Source organism: Streptomyces sp. NPDC058525 (genome assembly GCF_042719495.1).
GTDB lineage: Bacteria > Actinomycetota > Actinomycetes > Streptomycetales > Streptomycetaceae > Streptomyces.
In genome coordinates this window covers 1-15904 of the sequence record NZ_JBHXNP010000153.1, presented here as the reverse complement: position 1 = coordinate 15904, position 15904 = coordinate 1, and the positions used below count along the sequence as shown (strand labels likewise).

The window sequence follows — 15904 nt, the reverse complement described above, 5'->3', positions numbered from 1 at the left end:
AACCTATTAAAACCGGTGTTGACTTACATTACTAATACACCGCTCCATAACAACCTAAAACCCCGGGGCACTCTCGTGGGTTCTGACCCCACCGGTGGCGGGGCATGCTAATGCCCCGCCACGGGGTTCTCGTCGTCTGATGGTAGGGAGTTCGCCCGTGTCACCGCTGGATCTCACCACCCATGACTTCGGTCAGTTCGGCGAACCGGTCGAGACGTTCTGTCTGATCACGAGTGAGGACGGCGGCGAGCCCCTCTCGCTGCTGCCCGGTGACGGGTATTCCCGCGTGGTCCACCTGACGCTGCCGCGCGGTACGCGCCTGGGCACGCTGATCGCGGAGAGCGTTCCGCCGGACGCGCACGTCCTGGCCGTCTGCCCGGGCCGCTTCCTCGACTCGCCGACTCCGCAGGAGCTGGGCGCGCGCAAGCTGGCCGTGCTGCCCGCCGGCTCCACGCCGCTCACCGACGAGTACGTCCGCTACTTCCTGCGCAGCGCGGCGAAGACCGACATCGCCCAACAGGCGTCCACCGCCGAGGAGTTCTTCGACCTCGTCGGGGACAGCGACCGGCTGACGATCGTCGACGACGCCTCGGGCACGGAGGCCGAGTTCGACCACACGGTGGGCGACTGCGTCTGGAACCAGCAGGCGGGCGTCCTGGAGCCGGGCGATCAGCAGATCTTCCCCTCCGGCAAGCTGAGCGTCACCGCCGCGGAGATCACCACCTTCGAGCCGGACGCCCGGCTGCTCGGTCTCCACGGGGACCTGACGCTGCGCGGGTGGCCGATCGTGCACCGGCACGCGGACCCCGCCGACGGCCCCGAGCAGCAGCGGCTGTTCGAGGCCCTGTCCCCCATCGTCTCGCAGGCCGTGACGCTGCACGTCGCCGCCGGCCGCATCGAGGGCGTCACACCGCAGACTTCGGGGGCCGCGCCGGCCGCCGCGGAGCTGGACAAGCTCCTCACCGACGATCCGCGCTACCGCGTGATCTGGGAACTCGGCTTCGGGATCAACACCACCACAGAGGTCATTCCGGCGAACTGCGGACCCAACGAGGTGTACGGCGCCACCGGCGGCGTGGTCAACCTCGGCCTGGGCATCACCCCGGCCACCCGCTTCGCCCTGGCCTTCCTCTGCCCCCGCAGCTCGCTGCTGACATCGGACGGAACCGCCGTTCTCGGCGCCCGCAAGGCGGTGCGCCGCGGCCGGATGCAGCGCGTCTCCAGCGCGAGCTGCGGCTGCCACTGACCCCACAGGAGGGAAGCAAGCCCATGACGATCAACCCGGACCTGCGCAAGAGGGTCGACGCGATCCTCGACACCTTCATCAAGGACTTCTACGAGACGGTCCCGTTCGCCCAGCACCAGAGGAGCGCCGCCGAACTCAACCTGGACTACTACAAGCGCCACAACATCGAGACCATCCTGCGGCTGCGCCGCAAGCGCACCATCGACGCGCTGGCCATCAAGTACTTCACCAAGGTGGACCCGGTGCAGGCCAAGGCCTGGGCGCACTACACCGACGACGAGATGCTGCACGACCGGCTGTTCGCGGCGGACCTCGCCAAGGTCGGCGTCACCAAGGACCAGATCTACTCCACCGAGCCGATGCTCTCCACGAAGCTGCTCACCGGATACCTCCAGTACGGCATGGAGTTCGAGGACAGCCCGCTCGCGCTGATCACCAGCGTGTACTTCGTGGAGTACGTGACCACGCGCACCCAGCCCGAATGGCTGGACAACCTGGAGAGCGTCCTCGGCCAGGAGAACGTGAAGGGGGCGCGCGCCCACGTCAACACGGACCTCGACGACGACCACGACGACTTCGTCTGGCGGGTGATGAGCACCCTGGTCACCTCGGACGCGGACGAGCAGAAGGTCGTCGAGCACCTCAACCACGTCTACTGGCTGTGGAAGCTCTACTTCGTCGAGCTGCACCAGCTCACCGTGCTCGGCCGCACCGGCGCGCAGATCCCGCTGCCCACCTCGGCCGACGTCTGAGCGGGGCCGTCGGTGCCGGACAACGACCGGGCCGCAGGGCCGGACGGGCGGCAGGGAGTCGAGGTGCTGGCCCTGCCGCCCGGCCGGGAGCTGCCGACCGAGACCGAGAAGTGGATCGTGGACGGCCTGGTGGAGACCATGCCCGGTCTGCAGACCCGCCAGCTGTTCACGCTCCGCCGCGACATGCTGACCGAGGCCGACTACGTCGTCGTCGGGGTGGACCGGGAGCGCGACCGCGTCGTCTCGCTGCTCACCTCGCACTGGGCGCCGATCCCGTCGGGGCGCTCCTGCCTGCACGTCATGATCCAGTTCGTGGGCGACAAGTACCGCAACGGCCCGGTCTTCGGTGAGAGCTGGTCCGTCCACTTCGCCCGGCTGCTGGCCGACGGCCGCCCGTTCCCCGAGGTGATCGCGCTCAAGACGTACAACCCCGTGGTGCACTGCGCGATGTCGGCGTTCAGCGGGCATCCGGACATCTCCATGTACCCGGATCTCGCGGGCAAGGACGGCACCGGGGAGGCGCTGGCCGCCGAGGTGGCCGCGGCGCTCGCGCCCGGCGCCCCCTTCGACGCGTCCCTGGGCGTGTTCCCCGGCATCGGCCGGCCGCGCGACCTCTACCGGGAGCGGCCCACGAGCTACGTGCCCGAGGCGAACGCGTACTTCGAGCGGCACGCGGCGCCCGGAGACCGGGTGCTGTGCATGCTGCACGTCCCCACCCGGGACGGGGCGCACTCGATCCTCGCGGCGCTGGGCGTGCCGCTGCCCTCCGGGCGCGGCTGAGGCCCGTACCGGACCCGCACCCCGCAACCGCAGCCCGCAGCCCGCAGCCCGGACCGGATCTCCAGGAACGCGAGACAGCCATGGCAGACGTCGCCTTTCCCTCCGACTACGCGCGGGCCCGCGCGGACTTCCTGCGCGCCGCCGAGGCGGCGGACGCCCGGATCAGGACGTTCGCCCTGCCCGGGCACCGCGGGCCCGACGGCGGTGAGCTGTGCGTCGACACCGCCTACGTGGGGCCGCCCGGTCCGGAGAAGCTGCTGGTGACGGTCTCCGGGACGCACGGCATCGAGGGCTTCTGCGGCTCGGCGTGCCAGACCGGGATCCTGCTGCGGGAGGGGGTGGCGCGGGAGGCGGGGCCGGGGACGGGCGTACTGCTGGTGCACGCCCTCAATCCGTACGGCTTCGCGTACCTGCGGCGGGTCAACGAGGACAACGTCGACCTCAACCGGAACTTCGTCGACCATGCCGCGCCGCCGCACAACGACGCGTACGACGCCGTGCACGCGGCCCTGGTCCCACCCGACTCCCCCGGCTCCCCCGGCTCCCCCGGCTCCCCGGCCTCCCCCGCCTTCGCCCCGCGCGAGCTGGTGGCGGGCCTGAACGCGCTCCGGGACCGGCTCGGCCCGCAGACCCTGCAGGAGGCCGTGACCCGGGGTCAGTACCGGCACGCCGACGGCCTGTTCTACGGCGGTGTGCGGCCCGTCTGGTCCCAGCGGGTGTTCCGCACGGTGGTGGCCGAGCAGATCGCCGGCGCCGCGCACGTCGCCTACATCGACCTGCACACCGGGCTCGGCGAGCGCGGTGTCGGCGAACCCATCTTCCGCGGCGGCCGCGACGCGCACGCCCACGAGCGGGCCCGGCGCTGGTACGGGGACGCGCTCACCGCCTCGGAGCTGGGCACCTCCTCGTCCACACCCATCGTGGGCAATACCGCGACCGCGGTCGCCGACGGCCTGGGCCCCGGCAGCCGGCTCACGGCCATCACCCTGGAGTTCGGCACCCAGCCCGGTCCCGAGGTGCTGCTCGCGCTGTGCGCGGACGCCTGGCTGCACCGGCACCACCCGCCGGCCGAGGCGGTCCGCTCCGAGCTCAAGCAGCTGATCCGCGCGGCCTTCTGCCCGGCGGACGACGCGCGGTGGCGGGAGCAGATCGGCCGGCGGGCGCGCGAGGTCTTCGGACAGGCCCTCGCCGGACTCGCTGACGCGAAGCCGGGGGACGCGGGATGACCGGGCGTGGCAGGAAATCGTGGACGGACGTCAGTCTGGCCACTGTCGCCCTGGCCTGCACCATCGCAGAGTAATCCCATGGCAAGCAGCGATTCGCCCTCTGCAGTGAACGAGACGGAGCCGAAGCCCGTGCACGTCGGCGTCAAGACGGTCTGGCGGGAGTCACCGACCGCGGTGAAGTCCCTGCTCGTCGGCACCGCCGTGAACAGACTCGGCGGTTTCATCCAGGTCTTCATGGTGCTGTACATGACGCAGCGCGGGTTCTCCGACACCCAGGCCGGCATCGCACTCGGCGTCTACGGCGCGGGAACCGTGCTGGGGGTGCTCACCGGCGGCTGGATGTCCGACCGGATCGGTCCGCGGCTGACCATCATGTCGACGCTGGTGAGCTCGGCGCTGCTGTTCCCCGCGGTCCTGTACCTGGACAGCTATGCCGCGATCCTGGCGGTCATCGGGATCGGCGCGGCCCTGAGCCAGGCGTACCGCCCCGCCTCCACGAGCATGATCAGCCAGCTGATCCCCGCCGAACGCCAGGTCATGATCTTCGCCATGGTCCGGCTGGCGATCAACCTCGGTACGACCGCGGCCCCGCTGCTGGGCGCGGCCCTGGTCACGGTGTCGTGGGACTTCCTCTTCTGGGGCGAGGCCCTGGCGATCCTGGTCTTCGCGGCCGTGGCCGGGGTGACCCTGCCCCGCGGCGCGGGTGCGGCCGGGGACAAGGAGGCGGAGCGGACCGCGGAGCCGGGAGCGGCCCCGGGCCGCAAGCCGAGCTATCTCGCGGTGCTGTCGGACGGCCGCTACGTGCTGTTCCTGCTGGCGATGTTCGTGAGCTCCGTCATCTACATCCAGTACGTCTCGACCCTTCCGCTGACGGTCAAGCACCTCGGCCTGAGCACCGGCGTGTACGCGGCGATGGTCGCGCTGAACGGCGCGCTCGTCATCACCTGCGAACTGCTGGTCGCCAAGGTGGTGCAGCGCTGGCCGGCCAGGATCGCGGTGATCGCCGGCGTGGCGCTGACCGGCATCGGCATGAGCCTGTACGCACTGCCCTGGGGGATCGCCGCGCTGGTGATCGCGACCCTCGTCTGGTCGCTCGGCGAGATCATCGGCTATCCGACGCTCTTCTTCGCCTATCCGGCGCAGGCCGGACCGCCCGAGCTGCGCGGCCGCTACCTGGGCGCGTCGAACTCGCTGTACGGACTCGGCACCGCGGTGGGCCCGTTCCTCGGCGTCACGCTGTGGAACCGGTTCGGAGACGGCCTGTGGCTCGGGTGCGGGGCCCTCGGGCTGCTCGCGGTGGGCGCCGCCTGGCTGGGTGTGCGTCCCTCCACGGGCGCCGCCGACCGCGAGCCGGCGCGTACGGAGCCGGACGGCGGCGCGGGGTCCGGCGAAGGGCTGGGCACCGGCGCGGAGGCCGCGGTCGGCAAGTGAGGCAGGCAGCGCCCGTGCACTATTCAGGAGGAAAAGAAATGCCCCGCTACGCGATTCTCGTCGACCCTTACTCCGGCGCGGCCGAGTATGCGAACGCCTTCCGGGAGCGAGACATCGAACCGGTGGCCGTGCTGAGCACCCCCGGACCGCTGAACTCCTACCGGCGCACCTGGAATCCGGACGCCTTCTTCCGTACGCACCACCACGACGGGGACTTCGAGGAGCTGCTCCGGGTGGTGAAGGGCTACGACCCGGTCGCCATCGTCCCGGGCAACGAGTCCGCGGTGATGCTGGTCGACGCCCTGATCGAGCGGCTGATGCCGGGCACGGGCAACGTGTTCGAACTGTCCGAAGCCCGCCGGGACAAATGGCCCATGGGCCAGGCGGTCGCGGCCGCCGGCATCCCGCATCTGCGCCAGATCGCCACCGACGACCCCGAGGAGGTCGCCGCGTGGATCCGCGACAACGGCCTCGAGGGGCGGCCGCTGGTGCTCAAGCCGCGCCGCAGCGGGGGCACGGACGACGTGCACAAGGTCGGGGCGGACGAGGACTGGCGACCGTACTTCGGCCGTCTCCTCGGCTCGGTCAACCGCTTCGACATCCGCAACGACACCGTCCTGGTGCAGGAGTTCGCCGAGGGCACGGAGTACATCGTCGACACGTACTCGGTCGACGGGAAGTTCGGGCTGGTCTCGGTCAGCCGCTACAGCAAGTCGGCGAAGAACGACCGCATCGGGATCTACGACGCGGTCGACTACCTGGCCCCGCAGGACCCGATCGCGGTGCTGCTGGGCGAGTACACCCGGCAGGTGGCGCAGGCGGTCGGCATCCGTACCGGCTGCACGCACACCGAGGTCATGCTCACGGCCGACGGCCCGCGGCTGATCGAGACGGCCGCGCGGCTGGCCGGCAGCTGTCTGCAGTACTCGGCCCGACTGGCCACCGGGGACTGCCAGATCGACCGGACGGTCCGCCACCACCTCGACGGCACGTTCACCCCCGGGTACGAGATCGTGCAGCCGGTGCGCGTGGTGTGGCTGTCCAGCCCGCGCGAGGGGATCCTGCGCAACGCCGAGGCCCTGGACGCGGTGCGGGAGCTGCCCACCTTCCAGCGCCTCGGCCTGCCGTACGCGAACGGTGAGCGGGTGCCGTGTACGGAGGACCTGTTCACCAGTCTGGGCTGGGTCATCCTCGCCGGACCGCGTCAGGAATCCGTTGACGCGGACACCGTTCGTGTCAAGGAGATCGAGGCGCAGCTGACGGTGGAACCCGCCTGACAGGGGCCCGAGGGGGGCGCGGGGCGGTAGGGGGCGGGGTGGTAATTCGGACACCCCGCCCCTTCCCGTATGGGACGAGAGTCCTATGGTGAGGGTGAATTGGCCGGACTAGTGTGGCTCTCACCTGATCAAATTCGGAATGAATATGCAACGTAATGTTGCCGATCGGTCAAGAGGGCGAGGGCAGACGGTGGAGCCGGTTGCGTGGGTCGGCGGAAGTTCTCCAGAGCACGAGAGGATCATCGGCTGGCAGGCCCCACCGCTGAAATTCGGTGTCGGCGCCACGCGGGAAATCGGCTACGAGCTGCGCAGGGCCGGAGTCCGCTCCGTCCTGCTGGTGACCGACCGGGTGCTGGCCGGCCTCGGCCTGCCGGCCCGGGTGGCCAAGCTCATCGAGCAGGAGGGGATCGCGGTCACGGTCTTCGACCGCGCCCAGGTGGAGCCCACCGACGAAAGCGTCACCGAGGCCGCCCGGGAACTGGCGTCCCTCCGGGTGGACGGCTACGTCGGCCTCGGCGGCGGCAGCGCGATCGACACGGCCAAGATGCTGAACCTGCTGCTCACCCACCCCGGCCGGCCGGTACGCGACTACCTGAACGCGCCGATCGGCGTGGGGGCCAGGATCCCCGGCCCCCTCAAACCGCTGGTGGCGGTGCCCACCACGGCCGGCAGCGGGAGCGAGTGCACCGCCATGGTCGCGCTCGGCGTCAGCGGCCTGAACGTGAAGACGGGGATCAGCGATCTGCGGCTGCTGCCGTCCCTGGCCCTGATCGATCCCGCCAACACCCTCACCCTGCCGCCGGCGGTCACCGCGTCCTCGGGGTACGACGTGCTGACGCACGCCTGCGAGTCGTATACGGCCCGCCCCTACGACCGGCGTCCGCCCTACCCGTCGCCCGAGGACCGGCCGCTGTACGTGGGCGCCAATCCGATCAGCGACGTGTGGGTGGAGCAGGCGCTGCGACTGGTCGGCCGCTACCTGCGGCGGGCCGTGCTCAACCCCGACGATCTCGAAGCCCGGATCGGGATGAGCCAGGCGGCGAGCTATGCGGGAATGGGATTCGGCAATGCCGGAACCCATATTCCGCACGCGTGCGCCTATCCGATAGCCGGACTGGTGCGCGACTACCGGCCGGAGGGGTATTCCGTCGATCACGCGATGGTGCCGCACGGCGCCGCGGTCGTCTCCACGGCTGCCGCCGCATTCGAATTCACCTATCCGACATCTCCCGAACGACACCTGCGTGCGGCCGAGTTACTCGGTGCGAATCTCGGCGGAGTGTCGACGGCACATGGAGCAGACGTACTTCCGGCCACGTTGCGGCAACTCGTCGCGGACACCGGCGGTCCGGGCGGCCTTGCGTCCTTCGGTTATTCGGGCAAGGATCTCCCTGCACTTGTCGATGGTGCGCTCAAACAGCAGCGCCTCCTGGTGTGCTGCCCGCGCGACGTCGCCGCTCGTGATCTCAAGAGAATTCTCGGCGGTTCGATGACCGGCTGACGACGAGTGTTGCGGTCCCCCACGCAAGGAGCTTGAGGCCCCCGTGAGCGAAGCAGTCTTAACCGAGCACACGGCCGTCATCGCGGGAAAGAAGGTTCCCGCGGCGGCGTGGATCGACGTCCTCGATCCGTCGAACGGCCGCCCTTTCGCACGAGTGGCCCGCTGCGGCGCGGCCGAGATCGCGGACGCCGTGGACGCGGCGCGGCACACGTACGAGTCCGCTTGGCGGTTCGCCACGGTGGCGGAGCGGTCCGGGGTGTGCCGCCGGATCGCGGCGGCGATCCGCGCCGAACGTTCGGAACTGGCCAGATTGGAGACCCTGGACACCGGCAAGCCGCTGAGCCAGTCGCTGGTCGACGCCGACGTCGCCGCACGCTACTTCGACTTCTATGCCGGTGCCGTCGAGGCACTGGGTGGTGAAACGATCCTGCATCAGGCGGACCGGTTCGCCTTCACCCTACGGGAGCCGTACGGGGTGTGCGGGCACATCATCCCGTGGAACTACCCGCTGCAGATCGCCGCGAGGACCGTCGCACCCGCCCTCGCGGCCGGAAACTGCTGTGTGCTCAAGCCCGCCGAGGACGCGCCGTTGACCTCGCTCCGGCTGGCGGACATCGTTTTGGAAGCAGGCCTTCCGGCGGGCGCGCTGAACGTCGTGCCGGGCTACGGAGAGGAGGCAGGGGCCGCGCTGGCCGCGCATCCCGGCGTGGACCGGCTGGCGTTCACGGGATCGCGGGAGATCGGCGAGGCCGTGATGACCGCCGCAGCGCGCAACATCGTGCCGGTCACCCTGGAGCTCGGGGGCAAGTCCCCGCACATCGTGCTCCCGGACGCCGACACGGCGCGCGCCGTACCGCAGATCGTCGAATCGATCACCGAGCACGCGGGACAGAACTGCTCCGCCGGCAGCCGGCTGCTCGTCCACCGGTCCGTACACGGCGAACTGGTGGCGGCCCTCACGGCGGCGTTCCGCGCCCTGCGCATCGGCCCGGGGATCGGCGATCCCGACATGGGACCGCTCATCTCCGCCAAACAGCGCGACCGGGTGCTCGGCTACCTGGCCGAGGGCGCCGGACAGGCCGTGGTCCGCACCGGCGGCAAGGCGCCCCGAGGCACGGGCCACACCGGTGGGTTCTACGTGGAACCCACCCTGCTCGACCACGTGACACCCGAACACCGGGTGTTCAACGAGGAGATCTTCGGCCCGGTCCTGTGCGTGTCGGTCTTCGACACCCTGGACGAAGCGGTCGAGCTCGCGGAGAACACCACCTACGGGCTGGCCGCCGGGGTGTGGACGTCCGACGTGACGACCGCCCACTGGCTCGCCCAGCGGCTACGGGTGGGGCAGGTGTTCGTGAACAACTACAGCGCGGCCGGCGGCGTGGAGCTTCCCTTCGGGGGATACAAGCGCTCGGGGATAGGCGTGGAGAAGGGACTGGAGGCACTGCGCGAATACACGCGGTGCAAGACGGTCGCCATCCACACGCAGCTTCCTTCTTGAGCCATCACCGAAAAGAGCGGTTCGGTTATCACATCTGCATTAAGGGAGTGCACCTGATGGCACGTGTCGTGCAGAGGCGAGTCGTGGAGTTGAGGGACAAGAGGTGCTGTGAATTCTGTGGTGCGCCACCGCAGCCCGTGACGGCCCTGGCCGAAGCGGTCGACAGGATGCACAAGGCTCTCGGTGAGGTGCAGGACGCGCTGGAAGCCCAGGAGCAGATGATCGAGGACCTGCGCACGGATACCGGTGACGAGCAGCAGACCGCCCCCGACCCCGTTGACATCCCCGCGGATCCCACGTCCCGCGAACCCCTTTCCTCCCTGACCGCACGCGAACGCGAGATTCTGGTGCTCGTCTCCCAGGGCAAGTCGAACCGGCGGGTGGCCAGCTCGCTCGGCATATCGGAGAAGACGGTCCGCAATCATTTGTCCGCCGTCTTTTCCAAGGTGGGTGCCTCTGATCGGACACAGGCCGTCGTCATGGGAATCCGCGGCGGTATCGTCTCGATCGGCGAGTGATTGCGGGATGCATGACGTCAGTGTGCGCGAGCTTTTGGCCACCTGACAGTGGTGGGACTGTCAGAACACCACGAATCCCTGCCACATTGGATCCCATGCTGAAGAACGTAGCCGCTGTGCTACTCGACAACGTCCACCCGTTCGAGCTGGGCGTCGTATGCGAGGTGTTCGGGATCGACCGCCAGGAGGAGGGGCTGCCCGCCTACGACTTCGCACTGGTCGCCGCGGAATCCGCATCCGTACGAGCGGTCCCCGGATTCACCATCAGCACGCCGTACGGCCTCGACCGCCTCGCGGACGCGGACCTCATCGCCATCCCCGTCGGGGACGACTTCCACACCAGGGACTTCCCACCGGACCTCCTGGAGGCCCTGCGCCAGGCCGTGGCGCGCGGTGCCCGGGTGCTCAGCGTCTGCGTGGGGGCCTTCGTCCTGGGGGCGGCCGGGCTGCTCGACGGGCGGCGCTGCACCACGCACTGGCGGTACGCCGCCGCGCTCGCCGAGCGGTATCCGAAGGCCGAGGTCGAGCCGGGCGTGCTGTACGTCGACGAGGATCCGGTCTTCACCTCGGCCGGCACCTCCGCGGGGATCGACGCCGCGCTCCACCTGGTGCGCAAGCTCCAGGGCAGTGATGTCGCCAATGCCATCGCCCGGCGCATGGTCGTCCCCCCGCACCGGGACGGCGGCCAGGCCCAGTACATCGAGAGGCCGGTGGCGGAGTACCGCGAGGACGGCGTGCGCGACGTGCTCGCCTGGGCCGAGGAACACCTGGACCAGGAGATCAGCGTCGAGCAGCTCTCGGCCCTGGCGTGCATGTCGCCGCGCACCTTCGCCCGCCGCTTCCGGATGGAGACCGGCACCACCCCGTACCGCTGGCTGCTGGCGCAGCGGGTGCTGAGCGCCCAGCGGCTGCTCGAGAACACGGACGAGACGATGGAGGCGGTGGCCGCCCGTACGGGATTCCCCAACGCGGCGGCCCTGCGCCACCAGTTCGTGCGCTCCCTCAACACCACCCCGAACGCCTACCGGCGTGCCTTCCGGGGTTCTCTCACCTGACAGACACAGGCCGCGGGCGCCCGCCCGGGCGCGAAACAGGAGGACGGGAATGCTGCGCATCGCGATAGTCGGCGCCACCGGCGCCGTGGGCAGGGAGTGCCTGGCCCTGCTCGACAGCGGGATCGTGCCGGTGGAGCGGGTCGTGCCGGTCGGCTCGGCGCGCAGCGTCGGCCGGGACCTGGGCGCCGAACTCGGGCTGTCCCTGCCGATGGCCCCGCTGGTGACCGTCGAGGAGCTCGACCCCCGGGATCTGGACGTGGCCGTCTTCTGCGCGGGCGTGGACGTCAGCAACCGGGAGGCGGAGCGGCTGGCCGCGGCCGGTGTGCTGGTCGTCGACAACAGTTCCGCCTTCCGCATGCGGCCGGACGTGCCGCTCGTCGTCCCGCAGGTCAACCCCGGCGCCCTCGCGGTCCGGCCGGCCTCCAACCTGGTGGCCAACCCGAACTGCTCGACCATCCAGATGGTGCGCGCCCTCCGGCCGCTGCACGAACTCGGCACGCTGGACAGCGTCGTGGTGGCCACCTACCAGGCGGCGTCCGGCGGCGGGGTGCGCGGGCTGGAGGAACTGGCCGAGGGATCCCGGCGGATCCTGGACGACCCCGCGGCCCAAGGCGAGCCGGGCGGGCGGTTCGGGCAGCCGCTGCCCTTCAGCCTCGTACCCGAGATCGGCCTCCAGGACGACCAGGGGCTCACCCACGAGGAGCGCAAACTCGTCCGCGAGCCGCGGAAGATACTCGGCCTGCCCGAACTGCGCGTGAGCGCCACGGCGGTGCGGGTGCCGGTCTTCCACTGCCACTCCGAGGCGGTCCACGTCAGGCTGCGCGAACCGGTCACCACCGCGGCGGTCGAGAAGGCGCTGGCGGCCACCGAGGGCCTGCGGGTCTACACCCGGGCGGAGAGCCCCTCGTACCCGATGCCCCGCTCCGTCTTCGCCCGGCGCGAGGACCGGGCGCTGGTGCACGTCGGCCGCATCCGGGTGGAGCCGGAGGACCCGCGGGCCGTGGCGGTGTGGGTGGTCGCGGACAACCTGTGGGTGGGAGCGGCGCTCAACGCCCTGCAGATCGTGGAACTCGCCACGAAGAACGGGTGGTTGGCTTGACCGGCGGATCGCCGGGCGGCTCGGCCGGCGGCGGGCGGGACCGGGGCCCCCTGGTGGTGAAGTTCGGCGGGTCCGCCTTCGCCGACCTGGACGGCTTCGCCCGGGTGGCCCGGTACACGGCGCGCCGGGCCGCGGAGGACGAGCGTCCCGTGGTCGTCGTGGTGAGTGCGATGTCCGGGACCACCGGCAGGCTCCAGCAGACCCTCGACGTATTGGCCGGCGATCCGCCCGCTCCGGTCGCCGCCATGCTGCTGACCAGCGGCGAGACGGTGAGCGTCGCCCTGCTCGCGGCCGCCCTCGACGCCGAGGGCGTGCCCGCGCTGCCGCTGACCGCGGCCGGTACCGGGCTGCTGGGCGAGGGGCCCGCCGACCGGGCGAGGCTGGTGCGGGCCGATCCCGCGGTGCTGCTGGCGGGCCTGGAGGACAGCCCGGTCCTGGTCGTGCCGGGCGGGCAGGCGGTGGACGCGGGCGGCCGGACCGTGATGCTCGGCCGCAACAGCTCCGACCTGTCGGCGGCCGCGATGGCCGCGGCGCTCGGGGCCGGCACCTGCGTGCTCTTCTCCGACGTGCCCGGCGTGTGCACGGCGGACCCCTACGTGGTGCCGGCCGCGCGGACCCTGGCCGAGATCAGCTACGAGGGCGTGCGGCGGATGTCGCGGCACGGAGCCAAGGTCGTGCACGAGAGCGCCGTGGACTGGGCGGAGCGCGGGGGCGTACGGCTGCACTGCCGCCCCTTCCCGTGGTCCGGCGGCGAGGGCGGCGAGGGCGTCGGGGGCGGGCCGGGCACCGTGGTCGGCGCGGGGCCCGAGGCGGCCGCGGTCGTCGCGCACAAGGGCAGCGAGGTCTGGCGCTTCCGGTCCGGCCCGGAGCGCCGGGCGGCGGCGCGGGGGCTGCTGTCGGACGGACTGCGGACCACGGAGTTCGACTCGGCGAGCGGCCCCTACCTGGTGGTGCCGGCCGGGGTGCGGGGGACGGCGGCCCATCTCGGCGCCGGGCGGCGCCACGACGACCTGTGCCTGATCACCACGGTGCACGCCGACGGCCGGGCCGAGCACGTCCTGGTGTCCCGCGCCGACGCCGACGCCGAGGCCCGCCGCTGCCACGCCCTGCTCTACCCGGACCCGGACCCGGCGGGCACCCTGGGCACCCCGGGCGCCCCGGGCCAGGCGGCGCCCGCCCCGGCCAAGGCGCGCTCCCCGCACAGCGACGTCCTGTTCGGCTCCCGCCCGGCCCCCGCCCCGGCCCCGGCCGCGGCGGAGGCCGCCGGGGAGCAGCGGTGGCCCGCAGCGCCCCCGCGGAGGCATCCTGGAGGCAGGGGCAGCGCCGGGGTGTGAGGAGGCACGTCATGACACACGCCGAGGAATGGAAGGTGGGCGTCTACCTGATCGAGGAGGGCGGTACGACCAAGGCGCGGGCGGTGCTCGACAACGGCTCGTCGATGATGGTCGGCCGCGGTGCGGCGCGCTGCAACCCCGAGGACCCGGAGGTCCCCGCGATCGGCGACGAGCTCGCCGCGAGCCGGGCGATGCGCGACCTGGCCGGCCAGCTGATGCGCGCGGCGGACCGGGACCTGACCGCGCGGGGCGCCGCGCCGCCCTCGCCGCGCACGGGGTACGGATGGCCGGAAGACACCGGCGTCTGAGCCAACTATCCGCGTTTCCAACGCAGTTGTTAACGCGGGATTCGCCGGACTGTGCGTGAATGGCCAACCGGGCGGTGGATGCTGCCGCTTCGAGGGTGGGGCCGACGTGCTGGGGGGCAATGGAGTACCAGGGCACCGTCGAGGCTCGAGGGCTTCGCCCTGATCCGGGGCCGCTTCCGGGGCACCTTCTCGGCCCGCTGCCTGGGCACGGTCCAGGAGTGGAACCCCGAGGAAGGGGTCCTGGAGGTCCAGGCGATGGCCATCTTCCGCTAGGCCGTCGCCCCCGGCCCGTACGGTGCGCGGCCCGCCGCGGCGGGGACGCGGCCCCGGTCCGGCGGGGCGGCCCGGTCGAAGGCCGCGGCCAGCCTGCGCATCCCCTCCCGGATGCCGGCGGGTCCGTGGGAGGCGAAGGACAGCCGCAGCGTGGCCGGGTCGGGGCGCCCGGCGAAGAACGGCGCGCCGGGCACGTAGGCCACGTCCTGGGCCACCGCGTGCGGGAGCAGGGCCGCCGCGTCCCAGCCGTCGGGCAGCCGGACCCAGACGAACATCCCGCCGTCGGGCCGGCTCCAGGTGCTCCCGGCGGGCAGCGCCTGCCCGAGCGTCCCGAGCAGGGTGTCGCAGCGTTCGCGGTACAGGGCCCGGACCGGGCCCAGCCGGGTGTCGAGGTCGTGGTCGCGCAGGTAGCGTGCCGCGGCCGCCTGGTCCACGGTCGAACTGTGCAGGTCGAGTGCCTGCTTGGCGAGCAGGGCCGCCCTGCGCAGTCCGGGCGGCCCGTGCAGCCAGCCCAGCCGCATGCCAGGGGCCAGCACCTTGGAGAGGCTGCCGAGCAGGACGGTCCGGTCCGCGGCGCCCTCCAGGGCGGAGATCCACGGCAGCCGGGCGCCGCGGAAGCGCAGTTCGCCGTACGGATCGTCCTCGGCGATCCAGAACCCCCGGGCGGCGGCCAGCCGGGCCACCTCGGCACGCCGGTCCGGCGGCAGGGTGTGCCCGGTCGGGTTCTGGAAGTCGGGCACCAGGTAGAGCAGTTTGGGCCGCTCGCGCTGCACGGCGTCCGCCAGGGCCCCGACGTCGATGCCCTGCCGGTCGGTGGCCACCGGCACCACGCGGGCCCCGGCGTAGCCGAAGCACTGGAGCGCGGCGAGGTAGGTGGGCTCCTCGACCAGGACGGTGTCGCCCGGTTCGAGCAGGACGGTCGCCAGCAGGGTCAGGGCCTGCTGCGCGCCGGTGGTGATCAGGAGCCGGTCCGGGCGGGTGTCGAGCCCGCCGCGGACCAGCCGCTCCGCGACCGCCTCGCGCAGGGCCGGGTCCCCGTCCGTGACGGAGTACTGCAGGGCACGGTGCGGGGCCTCGGCGAGCACCCGGTCGTACGCGGCGCGGATGCCCTCGGTGTCGATCAGTTCGGAGGCGGGCAGGCCGCCCGCGAAGGAGATCACCTCGGGCCGGGCGGTGAGGGCGAGGGCCTCGCGGATGACCGAGCTGCCGGCCGTGTCGGTACGCCGGGCCAGCCCGGGCGGCGGGACGCGTCTACGCACGGCGCGCCCCCTCCCGCTCCCCGGCCCGGGGGCGGCCCCGCCGGCCGAGTTCGCGGGTGATCCGGCCGGTCACCTCGGCCGTGAACAGGGCCGTGGTCCCGCTGCCGCCTAGGGCCTGTTGCGAAAATGGATCTTGTTCGTTGATGATCACCTGTTGTGGGACGTGGAGATCTGACGAACGGCCAGTGGGCCCGGCTTGAGCCGTTGCTGCCGCAGGGCATCAAGCCGGGCCGTCCGCAGGTGTGGACACGGCGGCAGTTGATAGACGGCATACGGTGGCGGACCCGAACAGGCGCTCCATGGCGCGATGTGCCGGAACGCTATGGGCCGTGGGACCGGGTCTA

General features: G+C 71.7%; 15 protein-coding genes. 14 read left to right on the top strand and 1 reads right to left on the bottom strand.

The window, feature by feature from the left end; all coding sequences use genetic code 11:
* Window positions 1–157: 157 nt before the first annotated feature.
* From ACFWP3_RS39530 to ACFWP3_RS39470, 13 genes are all read left to right on the top strand, one after another.
* Window positions 158–1246: a hypothetical protein gene (locus tag ACFWP3_RS39530; protein ID WP_384231284.1), complete on the top strand. Its 1089-nt coding sequence runs from the start codon at window positions 158–160 to the stop codon at window positions 1244–1246.
* A gap of 23 nt (window positions 1247–1269) precedes the next feature.
* Window positions 1270–1998 (top strand): hypothetical protein, encoded by a 729-nt coding sequence (locus tag ACFWP3_RS39525; RefSeq protein ID WP_384231281.1) that lies wholly within the window; start codon window positions 1270–1272, stop codon window positions 1996–1998.
* Between the two features lie 12 nt (window positions 1999–2010).
* Window positions 2011–2778, top strand: coding sequence for a hypothetical protein (locus ACFWP3_RS39520; protein WP_384231278.1), 768 nt, complete (start codon window positions 2011–2013; stop codon window positions 2776–2778).
* 80 nt (window positions 2779–2858) lie between these two features.
* Window positions 2859–4004, top strand: a complete 1146-nt coding sequence (locus tag ACFWP3_RS39515; protein ID WP_384231277.1) for a M14 family metallopeptidase — start codon at window positions 2859–2861, stop codon at window positions 4002–4004.
* A gap of 78 nt (window positions 4005–4082) precedes the next feature.
* Window positions 4083–5435 carry an MFS transporter gene (locus ACFWP3_RS39510; RefSeq protein ID WP_384231274.1) on the top strand — a complete coding sequence of 451 codons (1353 nt, stop codon included), beginning with the start codon at window positions 4083–4085 and terminating at the stop codon, window positions 5433–5435.
* Window positions 5436–5473: 38 nt separating this feature from the next.
* Window positions 5474–6712, top strand: a complete 1239-nt coding sequence (locus tag ACFWP3_RS39505; protein ID WP_384231272.1) for an ATP-grasp domain-containing protein — start codon at window positions 5474–5476, stop codon at window positions 6710–6712.
* Between the two features lie 190 nt (window positions 6713–6902).
* Window positions 6903–8213, top strand: coding sequence for a hydroxyacid-oxoacid transhydrogenase (locus ACFWP3_RS39500; RefSeq protein ID WP_384231269.1), 1311 nt, complete (start codon window positions 6903–6905; stop codon window positions 8211–8213).
* 43 nt (window positions 8214–8256) lie between these two features.
* Window positions 8257–9714: an aldehyde dehydrogenase family protein gene (locus ACFWP3_RS39495; RefSeq protein WP_384231266.1), complete on the top strand. Its 1458-nt coding sequence runs from the start codon at window positions 8257–8259 to the stop codon at window positions 9712–9714.
* A 137-nt stretch (window positions 9715–9851) separates the two neighbouring features.
* The gene (locus ACFWP3_RS39490; RefSeq protein WP_384231263.1) at window positions 9852–10232 is read left to right on the top strand and encodes a LuxR C-terminal-related transcriptional regulator; all 381 of its coding nucleotides are present in this window, start codon (window positions 9852–9854) and stop codon (window positions 10230–10232) included.
* Window positions 10233–10327: 95 nt separating this feature from the next.
* Entirely contained in the window at window positions 10328–11287 is a 960-nt protein-coding gene (locus ACFWP3_RS39485; RefSeq protein WP_069919034.1) for a GlxA family transcriptional regulator, read from the top strand.
* Window positions 11288–11336: 49 nt separating this feature from the next.
* Complete coding sequence (locus ACFWP3_RS39480) at window positions 11337–12386, top strand: aspartate-semialdehyde dehydrogenase (protein WP_384231259.1); 1050 nt, start codon at window positions 11337–11339, stop codon at window positions 12384–12386.
* A complete protein-coding gene (locus ACFWP3_RS39475) occupies window positions 12383–13720 on the top strand; it encodes a hypothetical protein (protein WP_384231256.1) in 1338 nt (445 codons plus the stop codon). Before ACFWP3_RS39480 ends, ACFWP3_RS39475 begins: the two co-directional genes overlap by 4 nt.
* Before the next feature lie 11 nt (window positions 13721–13731).
* The gene (locus tag ACFWP3_RS39470; RefSeq protein ID WP_384231254.1) at window positions 13732–14028 is read left to right on the top strand and encodes a DUF1876 domain-containing protein; all 297 of its coding nucleotides are present in this window, start codon (window positions 13732–13734) and stop codon (window positions 14026–14028) included.
* Between the two features lie 269 nt (window positions 14029–14297).
* Here the strand turns inward: ACFWP3_RS39470 and ACFWP3_RS39465 are convergent, their stop codons facing one another.
* The gene (locus ACFWP3_RS39465) at window positions 14298–15560 is read right to left on the bottom strand and encodes a PLP-dependent aminotransferase family protein (protein WP_384231251.1); all 1263 of its coding nucleotides are present in this window, start codon (window positions 15558–15560) and stop codon (window positions 14298–14300) included.
* Window positions 15561–15716: 156 nt separating this feature from the next.
* Here ACFWP3_RS39465 and ACFWP3_RS39460 point away from each other — a divergent pair.
* Window positions 15717–15904 (top strand): transposase (locus tag ACFWP3_RS39460; protein ID WP_384231249.1); only part of this gene is annotated, 188 nt, incomplete at its 3' end.

What these genes read in the sequence shown, in the direction of transcription:
- ACFWP3_RS39515 (WP_384231277.1), top strand. Translation starts at nt 2,859, where the DNA reads ATGGCAGACGTCGCCTTTCCCTCCGACTACGCGCGGGCCCGCGCGGAC.
- ACFWP3_RS39485 (WP_069919034.1), top strand. Translation starts at nt 10,328, where the DNA reads ATGCTGAAGAACGTAGCCGCTGTGCTACTCGACAACGTCCACCCGTTC.
- ACFWP3_RS39525 (WP_384231281.1), top strand. Translation starts at nt 1,270, where the DNA reads ATGACGATCAACCCGGACCTGCGCAAGAGGGTCGACGCGATCCTCGAC.
- ACFWP3_RS39510 (WP_384231274.1), top strand. Translation starts at nt 4,083, where the DNA reads ATGGCAAGCAGCGATTCGCCCTCTGCAGTGAACGAGACGGAGCCGAAG.
- ACFWP3_RS39505 (WP_384231272.1), top strand. Translation starts at nt 5,474, where the DNA reads ATGCCCCGCTACGCGATTCTCGTCGACCCTTACTCCGGCGCGGCCGAG.
- ACFWP3_RS39480 (WP_384231259.1), top strand. Translation starts at nt 11,337, where the DNA reads ATGCTGCGCATCGCGATAGTCGGCGCCACCGGCGCCGTGGGCAGGGAG.
- ACFWP3_RS39470 (WP_384231254.1), top strand. Translation starts at nt 13,732, where the DNA reads ATGACACACGCCGAGGAATGGAAGGTGGGCGTCTACCTGATCGAGGAG.